Source organism: Stutzerimonas frequens (assembly GCF_024448335.1).
Lineage (GTDB): Bacteria > Pseudomonadota > Gammaproteobacteria > Pseudomonadales > Pseudomonadaceae > Stutzerimonas > Stutzerimonas frequens.
On record NZ_JAMOHM010000005.1, the window covers coordinates 273184 to 294231 of the forward strand.

General features: G+C 64.7%; 17 protein-coding genes and 1 riboswitch. Of the genes, 8 read left to right on the forward strand and 9 right to left on the reverse strand.

The genetic code is table 11. The features are described from left to right. Nucleotides 1-10: 10 nt before the first annotated feature. Nucleotides 11-1201 carry a methionine adenosyltransferase gene (gene metK / locus NAO55_RS09945; protein WP_102838872.1) on the forward strand — a complete coding sequence of 397 codons (1191 nt, stop codon included), beginning with the start codon at nt 11-13 and terminating at the stop codon, nt 1199-1201. 87 nt (nt 1202-1288) lie between these two features. On the opposite strand, the gene NAO55_RS09950 is transcribed toward metK, so the two are convergent. Both NAO55_RS09950 and NAO55_RS09955 read right to left on the reverse strand, forming a co-directional pair. After that, nucleotides 1289-2050 carry an ABC transporter permease gene (locus NAO55_RS09950; RefSeq protein WP_102838873.1) on the reverse strand — a complete coding sequence of 254 codons (762 nt, stop codon included), beginning with the start codon at nt 2048-2050 and terminating at the stop codon, nt 1289-1291. A gap of 12 nt (nt 2051-2062) precedes the next feature. Beyond that, nucleotides 2063-2986, reverse strand: coding sequence for an ABC transporter ATP-binding protein (locus tag NAO55_RS09955; protein ID WP_102838874.1), 924 nt, complete (start codon nt 2984-2986; stop codon nt 2063-2065). A gap of 172 nt (nt 2987-3158) precedes the next feature. Between NAO55_RS09955 and NAO55_RS09960 the strand changes: the two genes are divergently transcribed. From NAO55_RS09960 to NAO55_RS09970, 3 genes are all read left to right on the forward strand, one after another. Continuing rightward, entirely contained in the window at nt 3159-4490 is a 1332-nt protein-coding gene (locus tag NAO55_RS09960; RefSeq protein ID WP_102838875.1) for a ferredoxin reductase family protein, read from the forward strand. 95 nt (nt 4491-4585) lie between these two features. Beyond that, nucleotides 4586-6247 (forward strand): NAD-dependent DNA ligase LigB, encoded by a 1662-nt coding sequence (gene ligB, locus NAO55_RS09965; RefSeq protein ID WP_102838876.1) that lies wholly within the window; start codon nt 4586-4588, stop codon nt 6245-6247. A 59-nt stretch (nt 6248-6306) separates the two neighbouring features. Beyond that, complete coding sequence (locus NAO55_RS09970) at nt 6307-6687, forward strand: DUF1090 domain-containing protein (RefSeq protein WP_102838877.1); 381 nt, start codon at nt 6307-6309, stop codon at nt 6685-6687. Between the two features lie 6 nt (nt 6688-6693). Here the strand turns inward: NAO55_RS09970 and NAO55_RS09975 are convergent, their stop codons facing one another. Next, nucleotides 6694-7140 carry a c-type cytochrome gene (locus NAO55_RS09975; RefSeq protein WP_102838878.1) on the reverse strand — a complete coding sequence of 149 codons (447 nt, stop codon included), beginning with the start codon at nt 7138-7140 and terminating at the stop codon, nt 6694-6696. Between the two features lie 103 nt (nt 7141-7243). Continuing rightward, nucleotides 7244-7681: a hypothetical protein gene (locus NAO55_RS09980; RefSeq protein WP_102838879.1), complete on the reverse strand. Its 438-nt coding sequence runs from the start codon at nt 7679-7681 to the stop codon at nt 7244-7246. A gap of 174 nt (nt 7682-7855) precedes the next feature. Between NAO55_RS09980 and NAO55_RS09985 the strand changes: the two genes are divergently transcribed. The 4 genes from NAO55_RS09985 to rhlE2 all read left to right on the forward strand — a co-directional run bounded on the left by NAO55_RS09985 (nt 7856) and on the right by rhlE2 (nt 13690). Then, nucleotides 7856-9109, forward strand: a complete 1254-nt coding sequence (locus NAO55_RS09985; RefSeq protein ID WP_102838880.1) for a cation:proton antiporter — start codon at nt 7856-7858, stop codon at nt 9107-9109. A gap of 82 nt (nt 9110-9191) precedes the next feature. Then, nucleotides 9192-9290, forward strand: a riboswitch (S-adenosyl-L-homocysteine riboswitch). 24 nt (nt 9291-9314) lie between these two features. After that, nucleotides 9315-10721 (forward strand): adenosylhomocysteinase, encoded by a 1407-nt coding sequence (gene ahcY / locus NAO55_RS09990; protein WP_102838881.1) that lies wholly within the window; start codon nt 9315-9317, stop codon nt 10719-10721. Nucleotides 10722-10791: 70 nt separating this feature from the next. Next, entirely contained in the window at nt 10792-11643 is an 852-nt protein-coding gene (metF, locus tag NAO55_RS09995; RefSeq protein WP_063540707.1) for a methylenetetrahydrofolate reductase [NAD(P)H], read from the forward strand. A 232-nt stretch (nt 11644-11875) separates the two neighbouring features. Beyond that, nucleotides 11876-13690 (forward strand): RNA helicase RhlE2, encoded by a 1815-nt coding sequence (rhlE2, locus tag NAO55_RS10000; protein WP_102838882.1) that lies wholly within the window; start codon nt 11876-11878, stop codon nt 13688-13690. Between the two features lie 96 nt (nt 13691-13786). Here rhlE2 and adeC read toward each other — a convergent pair whose 3' ends face one another. The 5 genes from adeC to NAO55_RS10025 form a co-directional block, all read right to left on the reverse strand. Continuing rightward, complete coding sequence (gene adeC, locus NAO55_RS10005) at nt 13787-15211, reverse strand: AdeC/AdeK/OprM family multidrug efflux complex outer membrane factor (protein ID WP_102838883.1); 1425 nt, start codon at nt 15209-15211, stop codon at nt 13787-13789. Next, nucleotides 15208-18345: an efflux RND transporter permease subunit gene (locus NAO55_RS10010; protein ID WP_102838884.1), complete on the reverse strand. Its 3138-nt coding sequence runs from the start codon at nt 18343-18345 to the stop codon at nt 15208-15210. The genes adeC and NAO55_RS10010 overlap by 4 nt, the downstream gene beginning before the upstream one ends. Before the next feature lie 14 nt (nt 18346-18359). Next, on the reverse strand, nt 18360-19499 hold the full coding sequence (locus tag NAO55_RS10015) for an efflux RND transporter periplasmic adaptor subunit (RefSeq protein ID WP_102838885.1): 1140 nt from the start codon (nt 19497-19499) through the stop codon (nt 18360-18362). 249 nt (nt 19500-19748) lie between these two features. Continuing rightward, a complete protein-coding gene (locus NAO55_RS10020; RefSeq protein ID WP_102838886.1) occupies nt 19749-20324 on the reverse strand; it encodes a YceI family protein in 576 nt (191 codons plus the stop codon). A 24-nt stretch (nt 20325-20348) separates the two neighbouring features. Further along, nucleotides 20349-20903 carry a cytochrome b gene (locus tag NAO55_RS10025; protein WP_102838887.1) on the reverse strand — a complete coding sequence of 185 codons (555 nt, stop codon included), beginning with the start codon at nt 20901-20903 and terminating at the stop codon, nt 20349-20351. Nucleotides 20904-21048 lie beyond the last annotated feature (145 nt).

Consider the following 21048-nt stretch of genomic DNA (forward strand, 5'->3'; position numbering starts at 1 on the left):
AAACCGATAGATGAGCGAATACTCGATTTTCACCTCCGAGTCCGTATCCGAAGGGCATCCGGACAAGATCGCCGACCAGATCTCCGATGCGGTGCTCGACGCCATCATCGCCGAGGACAAGCACGCCCGCGTGGCCTGCGAAACCCTGGTCAAGACCGGTGTGGCCATCGTCGCCGGTGAAGTAACCACCAGCGCCTGGGTCGATCTGGAGCAACTGGTGCGCGACGTCATCGTCGACATCGGCTACAACAGCTCGGAGGTCGGTTTCGACGGCGCCACCTGCGGCATCATCAACATCATCGGCAAGCAGTCGGTGGATATCGCCCAGGGCGTCGACCGCACCAAGCCGGAAGACCAGGGTGCCGGCGACCAGGGCCTGATGTTCGGCTACGCCAGCAACGAGACCGACGTGCTGATGCCGGCGCCGATCCGCTTCTCCCATGCCCTGGTCGAGCGCCAGGCCGAGGCACGCAAGAACGGCCTGCTGCCGTGGCTGCGTCCGGACGCCAAGAGCCAGGTCACCTGCCGCTACGAGAACGGCAAGGTCGCCGGTATCGATGCCGTGGTGCTGTCGACCCAGCACAACCCCGACGTCAAGCAGAGCGACCTGCGCGAAGCGGTGATGGAGCTGATCATCAAGCACAGCCTGCCGGCCGAGTTGCTACACAAGGACACCCAGTACCACATCAACCCGACCGGCCAATTCGTCATCGGCGGCCCGGTCGGCGACTGCGGCCTGACCGGTCGCAAGATCATCGTCGACACCTACGGCGGCATGGCCCGCCACGGCGGCGGCGCCTTCTCCGGCAAGGACCCGTCCAAGGTCGACCGCAGCGCCGCCTATGCCGGCCGCTACGTGGCGAAGAACATCGTCGCCGCCGGCCTCGCCGATCGCTGCGAGATCCAGGTGTCCTACGCCATCGGCGTGGCACAGCCGACCTCCATCTCGCTGAACACCTTCGGCACCGGCAAGCTCAGCGACGACAAGATCATCGCCCTGGTGCGCGAGCACTTCGACCTGCGCCCCTACGCGATCACTCGCATGCTCGACCTGCTGCACCCGATGTATCGTGCCACCGCGGCCTACGGCCACTTCGGCCGCAACCCCTACGAAATGACGGTGGGTGCCGACACCTTCACCACCTTCACCTGGGAACGCACCGACAAGGCCGACGCACTGCGTGCTGCAGCGGGCATGTAACTAGCCAACCCACGCAGCAGCCAAGCCCCGCCGGCCATGCCGTGCGGGGCTTTTCTTTGCCGAACTTCGACCGTCGGCGCCGACGTCTCAGTTCTTCAAGCGATAGCCGGTCTTGAAGATCCACCACACCGCCAGCAGGCAGGCGGCGAGGAAGCCGAGGATCATCGCCAGGCTGATGCCGACGCTGATGTCCGAGACACCGTAGAAGCTCCAGCGGAAGCCGCTGATCAGGTAGACCACCGGGTTGAACAGGGTGACCTTCTGCCACAGCGGCGGCAGCATCTCGATGGAGTAGAAGCTGCCGCCGAGAAAGGCCAAAGGCGTGACGATCAGCGCCGGGACGATCTGCAGCTTCTCCCAGCCGTCGGCCCAGATGCCGATGATGAAGCCGAACAGGCAGAAGGTAATCGCCGTCAGCACCAGAAACAGCGCCATCATCAGCGGATGCTGAATCTCGTAGTCGACGAACAGCCGCGCGGTGATGAGGATGATCACGCCGAGCACCAGCGACTTGGTCGCCGCCGCACCGACGTAGCCGATGACGATCTCGATGTAGGACACCGGCGCCGACAGCACCTCGTAGATCGTCCCCGAGTAGCGCGGCATGTAGATGCCGAACGAGGCATTGGAAATGCTCTCGGTGAGCAGCGCCATCATGATCAGGCCGGGAATGATGAACGCGCCGTAGGGGATGCCGTGCATCGCCTCCATGCGCGCGCCGATGGCCGAGCCGAATACCACGAAGTAAAGCGACGTCGAGATCACCGGGGTGGCGATGCTCTGCAGCAGGGTGCGCCAGGTGCGCGCCAGTTCGAACAGGTAGATCGCGCGGATCGCGTAGAAATTCATGCGGGCTTTTCCTCAGCGACCGTGAACAAGGTTGACGAAGATTTCTTCAAGCGAGCTCTGGCTCGACTGCAGGTCCTTGAAATCGATGCCGTGGGCGGCCAGCCGCCTGAGCAGCTCGGCGATACCGGTGTCCTCGTGTTGGGCATCGAAGGTGAACACCAGCTGATTGCCGGCATCAGTCAGCTCCAGCGGATAGTCGGCCAGCTCGCCCGGGATCGCCGCCAGCGGACGCTGCAAGTGCAAGGTCAGCTGTTTCTTGCCGAGCTTGTGCATCAGCACATGCTTGTCCTCGACGAGGATGATCTCACCCTTGCTGATCACCCCGATGCGGTCGGCCATTTCCTCAGCCTCCTCGATGTAGTGCGTGGTGAGGATGATGGTCACGCCGCGCTCGCGCAGGCCGCGGACCATCTCCCACATGTCGCGACGCAGCTCGACGTCGACGCCGGCGGTGGGCTCGTCGAGGAACAGGATCGATGGCTCGTGGGACAGCGCCTTGGCGATCATCACGCGGCGCTTCATGCCGCCGGAAAGCTCCAGAATTCGGGCATGGCGCTTGTCCCATAACGACAAATCGCGCAACAGTTTCTCCAGGAACGAATCGTCAGGCGCCTTGCCAAATAGCCCGCGCGAAAAACGCACCGTCGCCCAGACGCTTTCGAAGCCCTCGTTGAACAGCTCCTGCGGCACCAAGCCGATCTTCGAGCGGGCGGCGCGGTAGTCCTGAACGATGTCGTGGCCGTCGACCAGCACCCGCCCGCTGCCGGGGTTGACGATGCCGCAGATGATGCTGATCAGCGTGGTCTTGCCGGCGCCGTTCGGCCCGAGCAGGGCGAAGATCTCGCCCTTGCGGATCTCGAGGTCGATGCGCTTGAGCGCCGGGTGGCCGGAAGCGTAGGTCTTGGTGAGCTGCTCGATGGCGATCACTGGTTGCACGGGCTCGTCTCTTCGAGGAATCAGGGGCGGAATTGTAGATAAAAACGCAACGCAGAGCGCCGCCGTCTCCCAGTCACGCTTCGTAGTGACCGTGATCATGGCGGCGTCGCGGCGCTGCATAGATGCTTGGAAGCGCTGGCACACGGGTCGCCAGCAAGGAGGCTTTCCCGAGATGAGACAGATAAAACTCACCTACGTCGCGCTGTTCGTCGGACTGACGCTGCTCTGGTTGCTGGTGGACGACTTCATCATGGCGCGCTATCAGTTCTGGCCGCTGCGCAAGGTAATGGTGCACTACAGCGGGGTGCTCGGCATCGTCGCGATGAGCGTGGCGATGATACTGGCGGTGCGGCCGCGGCGCTTCGAACGTTTCTTCGACGGCCTGGACAAGACCTATCGGCTGCACAAGTGGCTGGGCATCAGCGCGCTGGTGATCGCCATCTTCCACTGGGGCTGGGGGCAGATTCCGAAATGGCTGGTCGGCTTCGGCTGGTTGGAAAAGCCGGCCCGGCGCGCCGGCGAGGGCCAGGGGCACGAAGGCATCTTCGCCCTGCTGCAGCGTTTCCGCGGCCTCGCCGAGGACATCGGTGAATGGGCCTTCTATGCCGCCGTCATCCTCATCGTGCTGGCATTGGTCAAGCGCTTCCCCTATCGCTGGTTCTTCAAGACGCACCGCTGGCTGGCGCTGGTCTACCTGGCCCTAGTGGCGCACTCGATCGTGCTGACCCCGCCCGACTACTGGACCTCGCCGCTGGGCCTGGTTCTCGCCGTGCTGATGGCGTCGGGCTCTGTCGCTGCCTGCATCTCGCTGCTGCGCCGCATCGGCCGCAAGCATCAGGTGGTCGGCCGCATCGAAAGCCTGACCCATCACCGCGACAACCGCGTGCTGCGCGTCGATATCAAGCTCGACGGTGCCTGGCCGGGACACAAGGCCGGGCAGTTCGCCTTCGTTACCTTCGACGACGAGGAAGGGCCGCACCCCTTCAGCCTCTCCTCGGCCTGGTGCAACGACGGCAAGCTGGCCTTCTCCATCAAGGGTCTCGGTGACTACACCCGTACCCTGCCGGACACCCTGAAGGTGGGCGACGCGGTGAAGGTCGAAGGGCCCTATGGCTGCTTCGATTTCCACAGCCGCAAGCCGCGTCAGGTCTGGGTGGCCGGCGGCATCGGCATCGCGCCGTTCATTGGCCGCCTGCAGGCGCTGGCCGACAGCGGCACGGGCGACAACGTCGATCTGTTCTACTGCACCAGCGCGCCGGATCAGGGCTTCATCGAGCGCATCCGCGAGCTGGCCGAACGCGCCCGGGTGCGCCTGCACGTGCTGGTCACCAGCGAGGGCGGCCGGCTGACACCCGAGCGCCTGCGCCAGCTGGCGCCGCAGTGGCAGAACAGTGACGTCTGGTTCTGCGGCCCGGCCGGCTTTGGTCAGGATCTGAGCAAGGACCTGCAGCGCCACGGCCTGCCGCCGCGAGATTTCCATCAGGAGCTGTTCAACATGCGCTGACGCACGGTCGGCACGCGCCAGGCAGGCGACAATCCGGCATCGGCCCGCCAGCGACGGCGGGCCACGCTCCTGTCACCAGAGCAAGGATGCTCGTCATGCCACGCCTGATCGCACTATCGCTGTGCCTGTTTACCCCTGTCTGCCTCGCCACCTGCCCGACCTGGGACGACGCGCGAGCACAGCGGGAGATCCACCAGCTGCAAACGCAGCTCGCCGAGTGGGACGACGCCTATCACCGCCGCGGCCAGTCGCTGGTGGATGACGAAATCTACGACCAGAGCCGTGCGCGCCTGCACGACTGGCAGCGTTGTTTCCCCAGTACCCTCGCGACTCCGGACCCGTTGGCCGGCGCCGGCGGCCCGCTGCGCCATCCGATCCGCCAGACCGGCCTGGCCAAGCTCGCCGATGAGCAGGCGGTCGCCGCCTGGATCGCGCGGCGCGAGGACCTGTGGATCCAGCCCAAGATAGACGGTGTCGCGGTCACCCTGGTCTATCGAGACGGCGTCCTGCAGCAGGCCATCAGCCGCGGCGACGGCCTCACCGGGCAGGACTGGACGGCCAATGCCCGCAAACTGGCGGCGATCCCGGCGCGCCTGGCGCTTGCCGGCGAGGTCATCCTGCAGGGGGAGCTGTATTGGCGAATGGACCAGCATGTCCAGGCCACCCACGGCAGCGCGGGGGCTCGCGGGCGCGTCGCTGGCGCCATGGCCGGCAACAGTCTGGGCGCCAGCACCGCCGCGCGGATCGGCCTGTTCGTCTGGGACTGGCCAAACGGCCCTGCGCCGATGCAAACCCGCCTCGCACGCTTGGCTGAGCTTGGTTTCGCCGACAGCCAGGCGCTTACGCAACCGGTTCAGGGCTTCAAACAAGCGCAACATTGGCGCGAGCACTGGTACCGCCAAGGGTTGCCGTTCGCCAGCGATGGCGTGGTGCTGCGCCAAGGTCAGCGTCCACCGGCCGAGCGCTGGCAGGCGGAACCCTACTGGGCCGCCGCCTGGAAGTACCCGCTGCGCAAGGCGTTGACCGAGGTGCGCGAGGTGGAGTTTCGCATCGGTCGCACCGGGCGCATCACGCCGCTGCTGCAGCTCGTCCCGGTCCAGCTGGACGGCCGACGCATCCGCACGCTGAGCCTCGGCTCGCTGGAGCGCTGGCGGGCGTTGGACGTGCGCCCCGGCGACCGGGTCGCGGTTGCGCTCGCCGGGCACAGCATTCCGCAGCTGGACTCAGTGGCCTGGCGCGCCACGGAGCGGGCCGCAGTGGCCGTGCCTGAACCGAACCGTTATCACCCGCACAGTTGCTGGCGGCCACTGCCCGGCTGCGAGCAGCAGTTTCTTTCCCGACTTGTCTGGCTCGGCGGCAAGCAGGGCCTCGCCCTCGACGGCATCGGAGCCGGCAGCTGGCAGGCGCTGCTCGACGCCGGATTGCTGCCCGACCTGCTCGCCTGGCTGACGCTGGATGCCGTCACGCTGCAGAAGGTGCCGGGCATCGGCGAAGCGCGCGCGAGCAAACTGGCGACCACCTTCGCCCAGGCCCGCAAACGACCGCTGGCGCAGTGGCTGAAGGCGCTGGGCATGCCCGGCAAAGCATTGCAGGCGACTCTGGACTGGGACGCACTGTCAGCGCGGGACCCGGCGCAATGGCAGGTCGAAGCCGGCGTGGGACCGGCGCGAGCGAAACAGCTTCAGGCATTCTTTCGCGAACCCGAACTGCAAGCGCTGCGTGAAAGGCTACGGGTCGTCGGCATTCCGGGTACCTGAGGGACTTTCGCCCCACCCAGCTGTCGATAGAGGCTGAATAACAATCATGGAGGCGAGGCATGTCTTTGCGACATTGGCCATTTGCCCTGCTGATCGGTACGGCCGTCATCAGCCCGCTGCTGGCAGCCCCTTCGACCGTCGAGAGCCGGTGCCAGACCGAGCGTCAGGCGCTGGGCGAGCAGCTGCAACAGGCACGCCTGCAGGGCGACAAGCTGCAACAGACGCAGCTCAACCACGAGCTGCAGACCCTGACCGAGCAATGCCAGGGCCTGGTCGCGCTGCATCCGCGGCAGGTCGAGTACGAGCGCGTCTATGGTGAGGTGGAGCGGCGCGAAACGCTGTTACGCCAGGCGCTGGGTACCGGCGATGCGCAGCTGATCGAGCTGCGCCGCAATCAGCTGGCCAAGTCCCGGGAAAAGCTCGAGGCGCTGCGCCAATGACTCACCTCAATAGGCACGAAATTCCTTGTGGCAGGTCTCGCAGGCATCCTCGACGCGCTGGAACGCCGGCGCCACACCCTCGGCCGTGACCGGCGCAGCCGTGGTCACTTCGACCAGCGCGGCCGTTTCGGCCTCCAGCGCACGTGCCAGCTCGTTGAAGCGTTCCTGACGCTGCCAAACGTCGTCGCGCGCATCGCTCTGTTCTTCCTTCACCTCGGGGTAATGGTGCCACGGCTGCCGCGAAAGCTCGTCCAGCTTGACCGCACCGGAGCGAAAGGCGTTGCCATCGAAGGGAATGCGCCCGCGCAACATTCCGCCCAGGTCTTCCTTGGTATCGAGCATTGCCTGATAGATCGCCTTGCGCTTGCCCAGCGGCGAATTGGGATCGACCCGATCGCAGCCCGTCAGCGCCAGGACAGCAAGCAGGGGCAGGCTCAGCAAACTCAGCTTCATGGTTCAACCACTCGTCGATGCAAAGCGCGGGATTATCCCCGTCCATGCGCGGCTGAACAAATCAGTCGGATTTCGACTTCGTCAGCAAAGATTGCTCGGCAGGCTATTGCGACCAGCTGCCGCCAGCGCTTTCGCAATCGATCTTGGCCTGGGCCCGATCACTGGCGTGATAGTGATAGGTGACGATCGTCGCATCACCGCCCACCTGGCTGGGCAAGGTACCGTTCTTCGCCTGGGATCCGGTGGCACGCTCGTTGGCCAGCGTTTCCGCCGTCATCGGCGCGGTGCAGACACCGAAGTGGCCGTCGGGACAGCTGTCGCGAAGCTCGCGGCGCGAATTTCTCACGGCCTCGTTGTCCTGGCAGACCCAGTCGATGGCGTCGTCCTTGTCCACGCCGTGGAATTCGAAACACTGCTCGGTCACCACTGGCGCAGGAACCGCACCGGAGGTTTCGCTGTGCACATAGCAGGATTTGGCAGCGGCAGGCAGGCTGAAAGCGCCGACAAGTAACACGGGCGCTAAGCGAAGCATAGGGTTCATGGCGGTCTCCTGAAACGGTTTCGCCCGGCAAGGTTCACCGAACCTTCTGGTTCGACGCCGCGCCCTGCGCTGAGTTCGTCACCCACCGCCTGGCCGGCAAAGCCGGGCGCAGCCGGCACCAATCGCGTACCTGGCGAGTCCACCCTTGCATCACCGACCTCATGCGAGGGTTTCATGCTCGAACTCGCCGCAATATTCATCAGCCTCACGGCGCTGCTCGCCTACGTCAATTACCGCTTCATCGGCCTGCCCCCGACCATCGGCGTGATGGCTACCGCGCTGCTGTTCTCCTTGTTGTTGCACGGTCTGGCCATGCTCGGCCTGCCACTGCTCGAGCAACGCATCGAGGCGCTGGTCGGGCGGATCGACTTCAATCACCTGCTGATGGACGGCATGCTGTCGTTTCTGCTGTTCGCCGGCGCACTGCACATCAATCTGGCCGATCTGCGCGCCCGGCGCTGGGCCATCGGCCTGCTGGCGACGGTCGGCGTGCTGTTCTCCACCGCTGTGATCGGCCTGGGCAGCTGGTGGATCTTCGGGCTGTTCGGGCTGCAGCCGCCGCTGATCTTCTGCCTGCTGTTCGGCGCACTGATCTCGCCGACCGACCCGATTGCCGTGCTCGGCATCATGCGCTCGGCGGGCGCACCCAAGGCGCTGGAGACCACCATTGTCGGGGAGTCGCTGTTCAATGACGGCGTCGCGGTGGTGGTGTTCACCGTGCTGCTCGGCGTGCTGGCGCGCGGAGAGGCGCCGGGGGCTGGCGAGGCGCTCTGGCTGTTCGTCGAGGAAGCCGGAGGCGGTATTCTGCTCGGCGCCCTGCTCGGGGCGCTGACCTTCGCCCTGCTCAAGAGCATCGACCAGTATCAGGTCGAGGTCCTGCTGACGCTCGCGTTGGTGCTGGGCGGTTACACGCTGGCGACACATCTGCACGTATCCGGCCCGATCGCCATGGTCGTAGCCGGGCTGATCATCGGCAATCAGGGCCGACGCCATGCAATGTCCAGGCATACGCGGGAAAACCTGGACAATTTCTGGGAGCTGCTGGACGAAATCCTCAATGCCGTGCTGTTCGTGCTGATCGGCATGGAACTGGTGCTGCTACCGTTCAGTGCCCAGTACCTGCTGATCGCCCTCTGCGTGACGCTGTTGATACTGACCACACGCCTCGCCGCAGTCGGCCCGGCAGCGCTGGCGTTGCGTGCTGCAGGCCGCGCTTTGCCTGCCGGCACCGTACGCATCCTGACCTGGGGCGGATTGCGCGGCGGCATCTCGGTCGCGCTGGTCCTGGCACTGCCGGCCAGCGAAGAGCGCAACCTGCTGCTCAACATCACCTACCTGGTCGTCCTGTTCTCGATCCTGGTGCAAGGGCTGAGCATCGGCCGGCTGGTCCGACGAATCTGCCGCGGCAGCTCGGCCAGCACTTACTGACGGACAGCTTGGGATTGCCGGCGGTCATCGCTATAATCGCCGGGCTTCACGCGATCGACTCCGCTTCGATCGTGCCCGCCACCCGTCCGAGGGGCGCTGCAGCAGGTTGCTCTGTCACAGAGCGGGCCTGTCAGGCTCGGATGGGGCGTTTCCTAGAACGCATCAACGGCGCCCATTCGCATCTATACGAATGGAGAACTCTTCGATGAGTGCTGTCATGACGCCTGCCGGTTTCACCGACTTCAAGGTCGCCGACATTTCCCTGGCCGCCTGGGGCCGCCGCGAGATCATCATCGCCGAATCGGAAATGCCCGCCCTGATGGGCCTGCGCAAGAAGTACGCCGCCGAGCAGCCGCTCAAGGGCGCGAAAATCCTCGGCTGCATCCACATGACCATCCAGACCGCGGTGCTGATCGAGACGCTGATCGCCCTCGGCGCCGAAGTGCGCTGGTCGTCCTGCAACATCTTCTCCACCCAGGATCAGGCCGCTGCCGCCATCGCCGCCGCTGGCATCCCGGTATTCGCCTGGAAGGGCGAGACCGAGGAGGAATACGAGTGGTGCATCGAGCAGACCATCCTCAAGGACGGTCTGCCGTGGGACGCCAACATGGTGCTCGATGATGGTGGCGACCTGACCCAGATCCTGCATGACAAGTACCCGCAGGTACTTGAGCACGTGCACGGCATCACCGAGGAAACCACCACCGGTGTGCACCGCCTGCTCGACATGCTCAAGGGCGGCACCCTGAAAGTGCCGGCGATCAACGTCAACGACTCGGTCACCAAGAGCAAGAACGACAACAAGTACGGCTGCCGCCACAGCCTCAACGACGCCATCAAGCGCGCCACCGATCACCTGCTCTCCGGCAAGCAGGCGCTGGTCATCGGCTACGGCGACGTGGGCAAGGGCTCGGCACAGTCGCTGCGCCAGGAAGGCATGATCGTCAAGGTCTCCGAGGTCGACCCGATCTGCGCCATGCAGGCCTGCATGGACGGCTTCGAGCTGGTTTCCCCCTACAAGAACGGCATCAACGACGGCACCGAAGCCAGCGTCGATGCCGCGCTGCTGGGCAAGATCGACCTGATCGTCACCACGACCGGTAACGTCAATGTGTGCGACGCCGGCATGCTCAAGGCGCTGAAGAAGCGCGCCGTGGTGTGCAACATCGGTCACTTCGACAACGAGATCGACACCGCCTTCATGCGCCAGAACTGGGGCTGGGAAGAGGTCAAGCCGCAGGTGCACAAGATCCACCGCACCGGCAAGAGCGTCGATCCGGCCAATGATGACTATCTGATCCTGCTCGCCGAAGGCCGTCTGGTGAACCTGGGCAACGCCACCGGTCACCCGAGCCGGATCATGGACGGCTCCTTCGCCAACCAGGTGCTCGCGCAGATCCACCTCTACAACGAGAAGTTCGCCGACCTGCCGGTGGCCGAGAAGACCCAGAACGTCACCGTCATGGTCTTGCCGAAGAAGCTCGACGAGGAAGTGGCGCTGGAGATGGTCAAGGGCTTCGGTGGTGTGGTCACCCAGCTGACCGCCAAGCAGGCCGAGTACATCGGCGTGACCGTCGAAGGTCCGTTCAAGCCGGACAGCTACCGCTACTAAGCAGGTCATGCCGCCGACCACTGAGCCCTGGCGCTCGGGGTCGGCGACGTGCAGCTCAAGGAATTTCTGTATGACCTCTTCGAACCGCCCGTCCATCAGCTTCGAGTTCTTCCCCACCAAGACCGAAGCCGGGCATGAAAAACTGCTGAACGTGGCCCGCCAGCTGGCAGGCTATCAGCCCGACTTCTTCTCCTGCACCTACGGTGCCGGTGGCTCGACGCGCGACCGCACCCTGAACACCGTGCTGCAACTCGACGGTGAGGTGAAGATCCCCACCGCGCCGCACCTTTCCTGTGTCGGCGACACCAAAGCCGAGCTGCGCGAGCTGCTGAACCTCTACAAGAGTGCCGGCATCAAGCGCATCGTCGCCCTGCGCGGCGATCTGCCGTCGGGTATGGGCATGGCCAGCGGCGAGCTGCGCTACGCCAATGAGCTGGTGGAGTTCATCCGCGCCGAAACCGGTGACCACTTCCATATCGAGATCGCCGCCTATCCGGAGATGCATCCCCAGGCGCGCAACTTCGAGGACGACCTGGCCAACTTCGTGCGCAAGGCCAAGGCCGGCGCCGACAGTGCAATCACCCAGTACTTCTTCAATGCCGACTGCTATTTCTACTTCGTCGAGCGCGTGCGCAAGCTCGGGGTGGAAACGCCAGTGGTGCCCGGCATCATGCCGATCACCAACTACAGCAAGCTGGCGCGTTTCTCCGATGCCTGCGGTGCGGAGATTCCGCGCTGGGTACGCAAGCAGCTCGAAGCCTACGGCGACGACATGCAGAGCATCCAGGCCTTCGGCGAGCAGGTGATCACCGAGATGTGCCAGAAGCTGCTGGCCGGCGGCGCCCCGGGCCTGCACTTCTACACGCTGAACCAGGCCGAACCGAGCCTGGCGATCTGGAACAACCTCGGGCTGTCGCGTTGAGTTCCGGCCAGCTCCGGGGAAATACGGAGCTGGCTAATGAACCCGTGACCTGCGACACTGTCAGAGCAATGCGGCGTTAACAGGCTCTGTTATACTCCGCGCTTCCGCCAGGCTTACGCCCGGATGTCGCCATCACCATGCGCGGCAGGACCGGACGGGATCGCACGCCAGTCGCGATTCGGGCCAGGCATGATCATCCCAGGGCATCGCCCCTTACAAGACAGGATTACTCATGTCCTTTGCTTCCCTCGGTCTCTCCGAGGCTTTGGCCGGTACCGTCGAGGCCGCCGGTTACACCCAGCCTACTCCCGTGCAACAGCGGGCCATTCCCGCCGTGTTGCAAGGCCGTGACCTGATGGTCGCCGCCCAGACCGGAACCGGCAAGACAGGCGGCTTCGCCCTGCCGGTACTCGAACTGCTGTTTCCGGGTGGTCACCCGGACCGTGAACATCGCTACGGCCCGAAGCAGCCGCGCGTGCTGGTGCTGACACCGACCCGCGAACTCGCCGCCCAGGTTCACGACAGCTTCAAGATCTACGCCCGCGACCTGCCGCTGAAAAGCGCGGTGATCTTCGGCGGCGTCGGCATGAACCCGCAGATCCAGGCCGTCGCCAAGGGCGTCGACGTGCTGGTGGCCTGCCCCGGTCGCCTGCTCGACCTGGCCAACCAGAAGGCCATCGACCTGTCGCACGTGGAAATCCTCGTCCTCGACGAAGCCGACCGCATGCTCGACATGGGCTTCATCCATGACGTCAAGAAGGTCCTGGCCAAGCTGCCGGCCAAGCGCCAGAACCTGCTGTTCTCGGCCACCTTCTCCAAGGACATCACCGACCTCGCCGGCAAGCTCTTGCACAATCCGGAGCGCATCGAGGTCACCCCGCCGAACACCACAGTCGAGCGCATCGAACAGCGCGTGTTCCGCGTCGCCGCCAGTCACAAGCGCGCCCTGCTCGCCCACCTGATCACCCAGGGCGCCTGGGAACAGGTGCTGGTCTTCACCCGTACCAAGCACGGCGCCAACCGCCTGGCCGAGTACCTGGAGAAGCACGGCCTGCCGGCTGCCGCGATTCACGGCAACAAGAGCCAGAACGCGCGCACCAAGGCCCTGGCCGACTTCAAGGCCAACCAGGTGCGCATTCTGGTGGCCACCGATATCGCTGCCCGCGGCCTGGACATCGATCAGCTGCCGCATGTGGTCAACTTCGAGCTGCCCAATGTCGAGGAAGACTATGTGCACCGCATCGGCCGCACCGGCCGTGCCGGGCGCAGCGGTGAAGCCATTTCGCTGGTGGCGCCGGACGAGGAAAAGCTGCTCAAGGGCATCGAGCGCATGACCAAGCAGCGCATTCCGGATGGCGATCTGCAGGGCTTCGATGCCAGCAGCATCGAAGCCGAGAAGCCGGAAGTACGCGAGCCCCGCCAACCGCGCCCGCAGCGTGGCGAGCGCAAGGCACGTGGCGAACGCGACAAGCCGGCAGAAAAGGGCGGCGAGCAGAAGGAGCGCAACCGCCGCAGCAAGAGCAAGGCGCGCAAGCCCGCCCGTGATGGCGCGGCCGCCCAGGGCCCGGTCGTCGCCGGGCCGCCCCAGCTGCCACCGGACCGGGCGCCGGACGAGTTCCTCGATGACGAGGTGGACAACTTCGGCAACCGGGTGGACTACGTGAGCCCCTATCAGAACAAGCAGAACCGCGGACGTCGCTCCGGCGGCCAGGCCCAGCCCGGCTCCGCACCGCGCGCAGCCGGAGGCGCGCGCAATGGCGGCGGCGCAGCGGGCGGCAAGGGCAAGCGTTCGGCTGCGGGCCAGGGCCAGACTGCGCGCAATGGCCAGCCACGCAACGGTCAGCCACGACGCAAGAACGAAGGCCGGCGCATCGATGAACCGGTCGTCACGCGCCAGGAAGCGGCCAAGCCGCGCGAGAAGCAGCCGGTGATCATCCACAAGGAATCGAAGATCGACCGCCTGCCGAGCCTGGAGCAGCTCGAGCAGCTGCCGTCTCGCCCGCGTGGCGAAAAGCCGGCGCTGCTGACGCGCAACCGCGAGGCCTGAGCCGCGCGCCCGGAACGAAAACGCCGCCCATCGGGCGGCGTTTTTTTATCCACTCGACGACCATTCCCCAGGACCGGGGACAGCCGTCGATGTCACTCAGCCCTCGGCGGGCGCCGCCTGCAGCGTTTCCTGCCAGCCACCGCCCAGGGCCTTGAACAGATTGACCTCGCTGGTCATCTGCGCGAGGCGATCGCTGATCAGCTGCTGCTGCACACTGAACAACTGGCGCTGCGCATCGAGCACGGTCAGATAGCTGTCCACGCCTGTGCGATAACGGCGCTCGGCAAGGTTGTAGTAGTCCTCGCTGGTCGCCAGCAGATCGCGCTGCGCCTGCACCTGGCGGGTGTAGGTGGCCTGCGCCGCGAGGCCATCGGCCACTTCGCGGAATGCGGTCTGGATCGCCTTCTCGTACTGCGCCACCTGAATGTTCTTGCTGATCTCTGCGTAGTCCAGATTCGCCCGCAACTGGCCGGCATTGAAGATCGGCACGCTGATGCTCGGCGAGAAACTCCAGTAACCGGAACCGCCGTCGAACAAGCCGGACAGCTCACGGCTGGCGGTACCTGCCGCACCGGTCAGGCTGATGCGCGGGAAGAAGGCCGCGCGCGCCGCGCCGATGCTGGCGTTGGCCGCGCGCAGCTGATACTCCGCCTGCAGGATGTCAGGGCGCTGCTGCAGCAGATCCGAGGGCAGTCCGACCGGCAACGGTGCCAGCTGGGTCCGCTCCAACCGATCGTCTGCCGGCAGACCGGTCGGCAATGCCTGCCCCAGCAACAACGTCAGTGCGTTGCGATCCTGCGCCACCAGACGCGTGTACTGCTCGATACTCACCCGCGCACTGTCCACTGCACTGCGCGCCTGGCGCAGCTCCAGCGCCGAGGCGACACCGACATCGAAGCTGCGCTGAGTCAGGCCCAGGCTTTCCTCGTAGGTCTTGAGCGTATCGCGGGTGACCTGCAGCAGCGCCTGATCGGCCTGCAACGTCAGCCAGGCATTGGCGACACTGGCGATCAGGCTGATCTGCGTGCTGCGCTGCGCGGCCTCGCTGGCGAAGAACTCTTCCAGGGCCTGGTCGCGCAGGCTGCGCAGGCGGCCGAACAGATCCAGCTCCCAGGACACGCCGAAGGTGGCGCTGTACTGACTGCTGATGGCCGGCTCGCCGCTCATGTTCAGATCGCCCGGTGTACGGCTGCGGGTGCCAGCGCCATCGGCGCTCACCGCCGGCAGCACATCGGCGCGCTGCACGCGGTAAAGCGCACGGTAGGCATCGACGTTCAGCGCGGCGACGCGCAGGTCGCGGTTGTTCTCCAGCGCGACCTCGATCAGCTGCTGCAGCGCCGGATCACGGAAGAACTCGCGCCAGCCGAGCGCCTGCGCCCGAGCCTCGGGGGATGCCTTCGAATAGGCTTCGCCCTGCGGCCAGTCGGCCGGGACCGGCGCATCCGGACGCTGATACTCGGGGATCAGCGAGCAGCCACTCAGCGCCGCCACGAGCGCGAGACTCAACAGAGACTTGTTCACAACGAATCCTCCTTCACACCTTCGCTGGCGGAATCCGTGCGATCGAAGAACGAGCAGATCATCACGTAGAACAACGGAATCCAGAAGATTGCCAGCACCGCCGCGGTGAGCATGCCGCCGATCACCCCGGTACCGATGGCGTGCTTGCTGCCGGCACCCGCGCCGGAGGCGATGGCGAGCGGCACCACGCCGAGAATGAACGCCAGGGAGGTCATGATGATCGGGCGCAGACGCATACGGCAGGCACGCAAGGCGGCGTCCGCATAGCTCATGCCCTGCTCGTGCAGCGCCTTGGCGAACTCGACGATGAGGATCGCGTTACGCGCCGACAGGCCGATAGTGGTGACCAGACCGACCTGGAAGAACACCTCGTTGGACAATCCACGCGCCAGCGTGAAGGCAAGCGCCCCAACAATACCCAGCGGCACCACCAGCATGACCGAGAACGGAATCGACCAGCTCTCGTACAAGGCCGCCAGGCAGAGGAACACCACCAGCAGCGACAGGGCATAGAGCGCCAGCGTCTGCGAGCCTGCCAGCCGCTCCTCATAGGATTGCCCGGTCCAGGAATAGCCCACCCCCGGCGGCAGCTGAGCGGCGATGCGCTCCACCTCGGCCATGGCATCGCCCGAGCTGTAGCCAGGTGCCGGCTCGCCGAGCATCTCGATCGCACTTACGCCGTTGAAACGCGACAGCTTCGGCGAGCCGTAGGTCCACTCGCCCGTGGCGAAGGCACTGAACGGCACCATCTCGCCAGCATCGTTGCGCACGTACCACTTCTCCAGGTCCTCGGGATTCATCCGCGCACTGGGGATGCCCTGCAGGTAGACCTTCTTCACCCGACCGCGGTCGATGAAGTCGTTGACGTAGCGACCACCCCAAGCGATCGACAGCGTGCTGTTGATATCTGCCAGGGAAATGCCCAACACACGCGCCTTCTCGTCGTCGATGAGGATCTGATACTGCGGCTCGTCGCGCAGGGTGTTGGGCCGCACGCGGGTCAGCACCGGGCTCTGGCTGGCCAGCTGCAGGAACTTGTCCCGCGCCTGCTGCAGCACCTGCTGGCCGACACCGGCGCGATCCTGCAGGTACAGGTTGAAGCCGGTGGCGTTACCCAGCTCCATCACCGCCGGCGGCGCGAAGGCGAACACCTGGGCGTCGCGGAAACTGGCGAAATGCTGCTGCGCCCGCTGCGCCAGGGCGAATACGCTGTCTTCTTTGTCGGTGCGCTCGCTCCACGGCTTGAGGCCGATGAAGGCGATACCCGAACTCTGGCCCCGGCCGGCAAAACTGAAGCCGGTCACGGTGAACACCGAACGGACGATGTCGCCTTCTTCTTCCAAGAGGTAGCGACGCATGGCGTCGATGCTCTGCTGGGTGCGTTCGGCAGTCGAGCCCGACGGTGTCATCACCTGGGCGAACAGTACACCCTGATCCTCTTCGGGCAGGAACGCGGTCGGGATGCGGCTGAACAGCACCACCATCACGCCGACGATCAGCACGTAGAGCAGCAGGAATGGCGCCTTGCGCTTGAGCACGCCCCGTACGCCCCGCTCGTAGCCGTTGACGCTACGATCGAAGGTGCGATTGAACCAGCCGAAGAAACCGCGCTTCTCGTGATGGTCATCCTTGTCGATCGGCTTGAGCAGCGTCGCGCAGAGGGCCGGAGTGAAGATCAGCGCCATCAGCACCGAGAGCACCATCGCCGATACGATGGTGATCGAGAACTGCCGGTAGATGACCCCGGTCGATCCGCCGAAGAAGGCCATCGGCAGCAGTACCGCCGACAGCACCACGCCGATGCCGATCAGCGCGCCCTGGATCTGGCCCATGGACTTGCGCGTGGCTTCCAGCGGCGAGAGGCCCTCCTCGCGCATCACCCGCTCGACGTTTTCCACCACCACGATGGCGTCGTCCACTAGCAGGCCGATCGCCAGGATCATGGCGAACATGGTCAACGTGTTGATGCTGAAGCCAAACACCGCCAGCACGCCGAAGGTACCCAGCAGCACCACCGGCACCGCCAGCGTCGGCACCAGCGTCGCGCGGAAGTTCTGCAGGAACAGGTACATCACCAGGAACACCAGCACGAACGCCTCGAGCAGCGTGTGCATGACCCCGGTGATGGATGCGGAAATGACCGGCGTGGTGTCGTACGGATAGACCACCTCGACGCCCGGCGGGAAGAACGGCTTGAGCTCGTCGATGGTCTTGCGCACGCCTTCGACGGTATCCAGCGCGTTGGCGCCGGTGGCCAGTTTCAACGCCAGGCCGGCAGCCGGCTTGCCGTTGAAATGCGCGCTGACCGAGTAGTTCTCACCGCCCAGCTCGACCTTGGCGACATCACCCAGGCGCACCTGCGAGCCGTCGGCGTTGACCTTGAGCAGGATGTTGCGGAACTGCTCAGGAGTCTGCAGACGAGTCTTGCCGATAACCGTGGCATTGAGCTGCTGGCCCGGCAGCGCCGGCAAACCACCGAGCTGGCCGGACGAGACCTGGACGTTCTGTGCCTGGATCGCCGCGCTGACATCCACCGGTGTCAGGCTGAAGTTGTTCAGCTTGGCCGGGTCGAGCCAGATGCGCATCGCGTACTGGGCACCGAACACCTGGAAGTCGCCCACACCCTTGGTCCGCGAGATCGGGTCCTGCATGTTGGCGACGATGTAATTCGCCAGGTCACGCTGGTCGAGGCTGCCGTCGGTGGAGACCAGGCCGATGACGATCAGGAAGTTGCGCACCGCCTTGGTCACACGGATGCCCTGCTGCTGGACTTCCTGCGGCAGCAACGGGGTCGCCAGCTGCAGCTTGTTCTGCACCTGGACTTGGGCGATATCGGGATTGGTGCCCTGATCGAAGGTCACGGTGATCGACATGCTGCCGTCGGAGTTGCTTTCCGAGGAGATGTAGCGCAGCCCGTCGATGCCGTTGAGCTGCTGCTCGATGACCTGCACCACGGTGTCCTGCACCGTCTGCGCCGAGGCGCCCGGATAGCTGACGGAGATGCCGACGGCAGGCGCGGCGATGCTCGGGTACTGGTTGACCGGCAGCTTGAGGATGGACAGGCCGCCGGCGAGCATGATCACCAGGGCGATTACCCAGGCGAAGATCGGCCGGTCGATGAAAAATCTGGACATGAACTAGTAACCCCTCAGCCTTCTTGGCCTTGGGGCTGTGCGCTCACCCCCCGATTATCGACGTTGGTCGCCGGCGCCACCTCGACCTCCACACCCGGCTGGATGAACTGCAACCCCTCGGTGATCACGCGATCACCGGGCTGCAAGCCATCGCCGACCAGCCAGCGGTTGCCGACCGCGCGCTCGGTCTTGATCGTGCGCAGCTCGACCTTGTTCTCCGCGTTGACCACCATCGCGGTCGGTTCACCCTTGGCGTTGCGTGTCACGCCTTGCTGCGGCACCAGCATCGCCTCGCTCTTGAGGCCTGCCACCAGCTGCGCATGGACGAACATGCCCGGCAACAGAATCTTGTCCGGATTGGGGAAGACGGCGCGCAGGGTCACCGAGCCGGTACCAGGGTCGACCGTCACTTCGCTGAATTCGAGCTTGCCCTCATGGCCGTAATCGCTGCCATCTTCCAGTTTCAGGCTGACCCGCGCGGCGTTCTCGCCGGACTTCTGCAGCCGGCCTTCGGCCAGATCGCGGCGCAGCGCCAAGAGATCACGGGCAGGCTGGGTGACATCGACATAAATCGGATCGAGCTGCTGAATGGTCGCCAGCTCCTGCGCCTGGCCATTGCTGACCAGCGCACCTTCGGTGACGGCGGAACGGCCAATGCGGCCGGAGATGGGCGCCAGCACCTTGGTGTAGCGCAGGTCGATGCGCGCGCGCTCCAGCTCCGCTTCGGCCTGCAGGCTGGCTGCGCGGGCCTCGTCATAGGCCTGCTTGCTGACAGCCTGATCCTTGACCAGCTCGGCATAGCGGTCAGCCAGCGACTTGCTGGAAGCCAGGCTGGCCTGAGCGCTTTTCAGGGTAGCTTCATAGACCGAGGCATCGATCTGGTACAGCTGCTGCCCGGCCTTGACGTCACTGCCTTCGGTGAACAGACGCTTCTGGATGATGCCATTGACCTGGGGCCGTACTTCGGCAATGCGGTAGGCGCGTGTGCGGCCAGGCAGATCAGTGGTCACCGCGAACGGTTCCGTCTGCACGGTCACGATGCCTACCTTGGGCTTCTGCTGCGCCGGTGGCGCGGTTTCCTCCTGGCAGCCGGCCAGGAAAACAGCCACGGCGAGAATGGACATCAGGGCAGCACTGGCTGACTTGATCGACATGGATAGACCTCTTGAAAACCGGCAGGCGGGAATGAGCAAAGCACGCCGCAGATGCGGATAGCAGAATGGACCGGAATATACTTACATCCATCACTGTCTGTAAACCGCCAAAACCTCCCACTGACCCGGTTAAATGTTGCGAAACGTGCATTCCAGACATTGCGGTGTGTCCTGTCCAGTCAGCGGTGAGCGACCTTCGCAAAGCAGAACGCCGGCGTGGTGCCGGCGTTCGTCAACCCGAAACAGGGCTTACTTGCGCACACCTTCGACGGAGATGATCAGGTCGACCGTCTGCGAGGCAGGGCCGAGATCCATCTTGATGTCGAAGTCCTTGAGGGTCAGCGTCGTGCTGCCTTCGAAGCCGGCACGATAGCCACCCCACGGGTCCTTGCCTTCGCCAATGAACCTGGCGGCGATCACCACCGGCTTGGTCACGCCGTTGAGGGTCAGGTTGCCGGTGATGTCGGCGGTGCCCTCGCCGGTGGACTTCACCGACGTCGACTCGAAGGTGGCCGTCGGGTGCTTGGCGACATTGAGGAAGTCATCGCTGCGCAGATGCTTGTCACGCTCGGCATGATTGGTGTCGACGCTGGCGGTCTTCAGCGTGACGTTGACCTTGCTCTCCTCCGGCTTGGCCGCATCGAAGCTGAAGTCGCCGTCGAAGTCGTTGAAGGTGCCCCACAGCCAGCTGTAACCAAGGTGGCTGATCTTGAAGTTGACGAAGGCATGCTGGCCTTCCTTGTCGATGGCGTAATCGGCCGCGAATGCCTGGCCGCCGACCAGTGCGGACCCAAGGATCAGTGCCGCGAGGGTTTTCTTGAGCATCAGTGATTCTCCTGTCTTTGATGATTAATCGGCATTGAAACCGAGCATGCGCCTGAGCGTCGCATCGCGGTCGATGAAATGGTGCTTGAGCGCGGCCAGGGCATGTACGACGGCAAAGATCACCAGCGCCCAGGCGACATACTCGTGAACCAGCCCGGCGCGATCGGCCTGGTCCGGAATGGAGGTGATGAGCGCCGGCACGTCGAACAGGCCGAACACACCGATTGGCCGGCCGTCGGCAGTGGAAATCAGGTAGCCGGAGATCATGACGACGAACAGGCCGAGGTAGAGCAGCCCATGCCCAAGCTTGGCAGCCCTCTGAGTTAGCCGGCCCTGGCTTGCCAACGGCCCCGGTGCCGGACTGATGAAGCGCCAGAGCATCCGCAGCAGCATGATCAGAAACAACACGATGCCAATGCTCTTGTGCAGGTCCGGCGCGGTGCGGTACCAGCTGCTGTAGTAGTTAAGCCCGACCATCCAGAAGCCCAGGGCGAATAATCCGAAGACCGCGACGGCCACCAGCCAGTGCAACGCGATACTGGTCAGCCCGTAGTGCGTGGAAGAGTTGCGCCAGCGCATCGAATCCATCCTTCAATTTCGAGGGTTAGAAGCCTAGCCGGTTACCTATCGGAATAGAGCGCATTTTTTCGCTTTGAAGCATCGAGTAAATCGATAACTGATCGCATCGAGTGTCACTTGCAAGTTCTGCTAGGCTTCGCGACTC

Coding starts and splice junctions, on each gene's coding strand:
- metK (WP_102838872.1), top strand. CDS start 11: ATGAGCGAATACTCGATTTTCACCTCCGAGTCCGTATCCGAAGGGCAT.
- NAO55_RS09950 (WP_102838873.1), bottom strand. CDS start 2,050: ATGAATTTCTACGCGATCCGCGCGATCTACCTGTTCGAACTGGCGCGC.
- NAO55_RS09960 (WP_102838875.1), top strand. CDS start 3,159: ATGAGACAGATAAAACTCACCTACGTCGCGCTGTTCGTCGGACTGACG.
- ligB (WP_102838876.1), top strand. CDS start 4,586: ATGCCACGCCTGATCGCACTATCGCTGTGCCTGTTTACCCCTGTCTGC.
- NAO55_RS09970 (WP_102838877.1), top strand. CDS start 6,307: ATGTCTTTGCGACATTGGCCATTTGCCCTGCTGATCGGTACGGCCGTC.
- NAO55_RS09975 (WP_102838878.1), bottom strand. CDS start 7,140: ATGAAGCTGAGTTTGCTGAGCCTGCCCCTGCTTGCTGTCCTGGCGCTG.
- NAO55_RS09980 (WP_102838879.1), bottom strand. CDS start 7,681: ATGAACCCTATGCTTCGCTTAGCGCCCGTGTTACTTGTCGGCGCTTTC.
- NAO55_RS09985 (WP_102838880.1), top strand. CDS start 7,856: ATGCTCGAACTCGCCGCAATATTCATCAGCCTCACGGCGCTGCTCGCC.
- ahcY (WP_102838881.1), top strand. CDS start 9,315: ATGAGTGCTGTCATGACGCCTGCCGGTTTCACCGACTTCAAGGTCGCC.
- metF (WP_063540707.1), top strand. CDS start 10,792: ATGACCTCTTCGAACCGCCCGTCCATCAGCTTCGAGTTCTTCCCCACC.
- rhlE2 (WP_102838882.1), top strand. CDS start 11,876: ATGTCCTTTGCTTCCCTCGGTCTCTCCGAGGCTTTGGCCGGTACCGTC.
- NAO55_RS10010 (WP_102838884.1), bottom strand. CDS start 18,345: ATGTCCAGATTTTTCATCGACCGGCCGATCTTCGCCTGGGTAATCGCC.
- NAO55_RS10015 (WP_102838885.1), bottom strand. CDS start 19,499: ATGTCGATCAAGTCAGCCAGTGCTGCCCTGATGTCCATTCTCGCCGTG.
- NAO55_RS10020 (WP_102838886.1), bottom strand. CDS start 20,324: ATGCTCAAGAAAACCCTCGCGGCACTGATCCTTGGGTCCGCACTGGTC.
- NAO55_RS10025 (WP_102838887.1), bottom strand. CDS start 20,903: ATGCGCTGGCGCAACTCTTCCACGCACTACGGGCTGACCAGTATCGCG.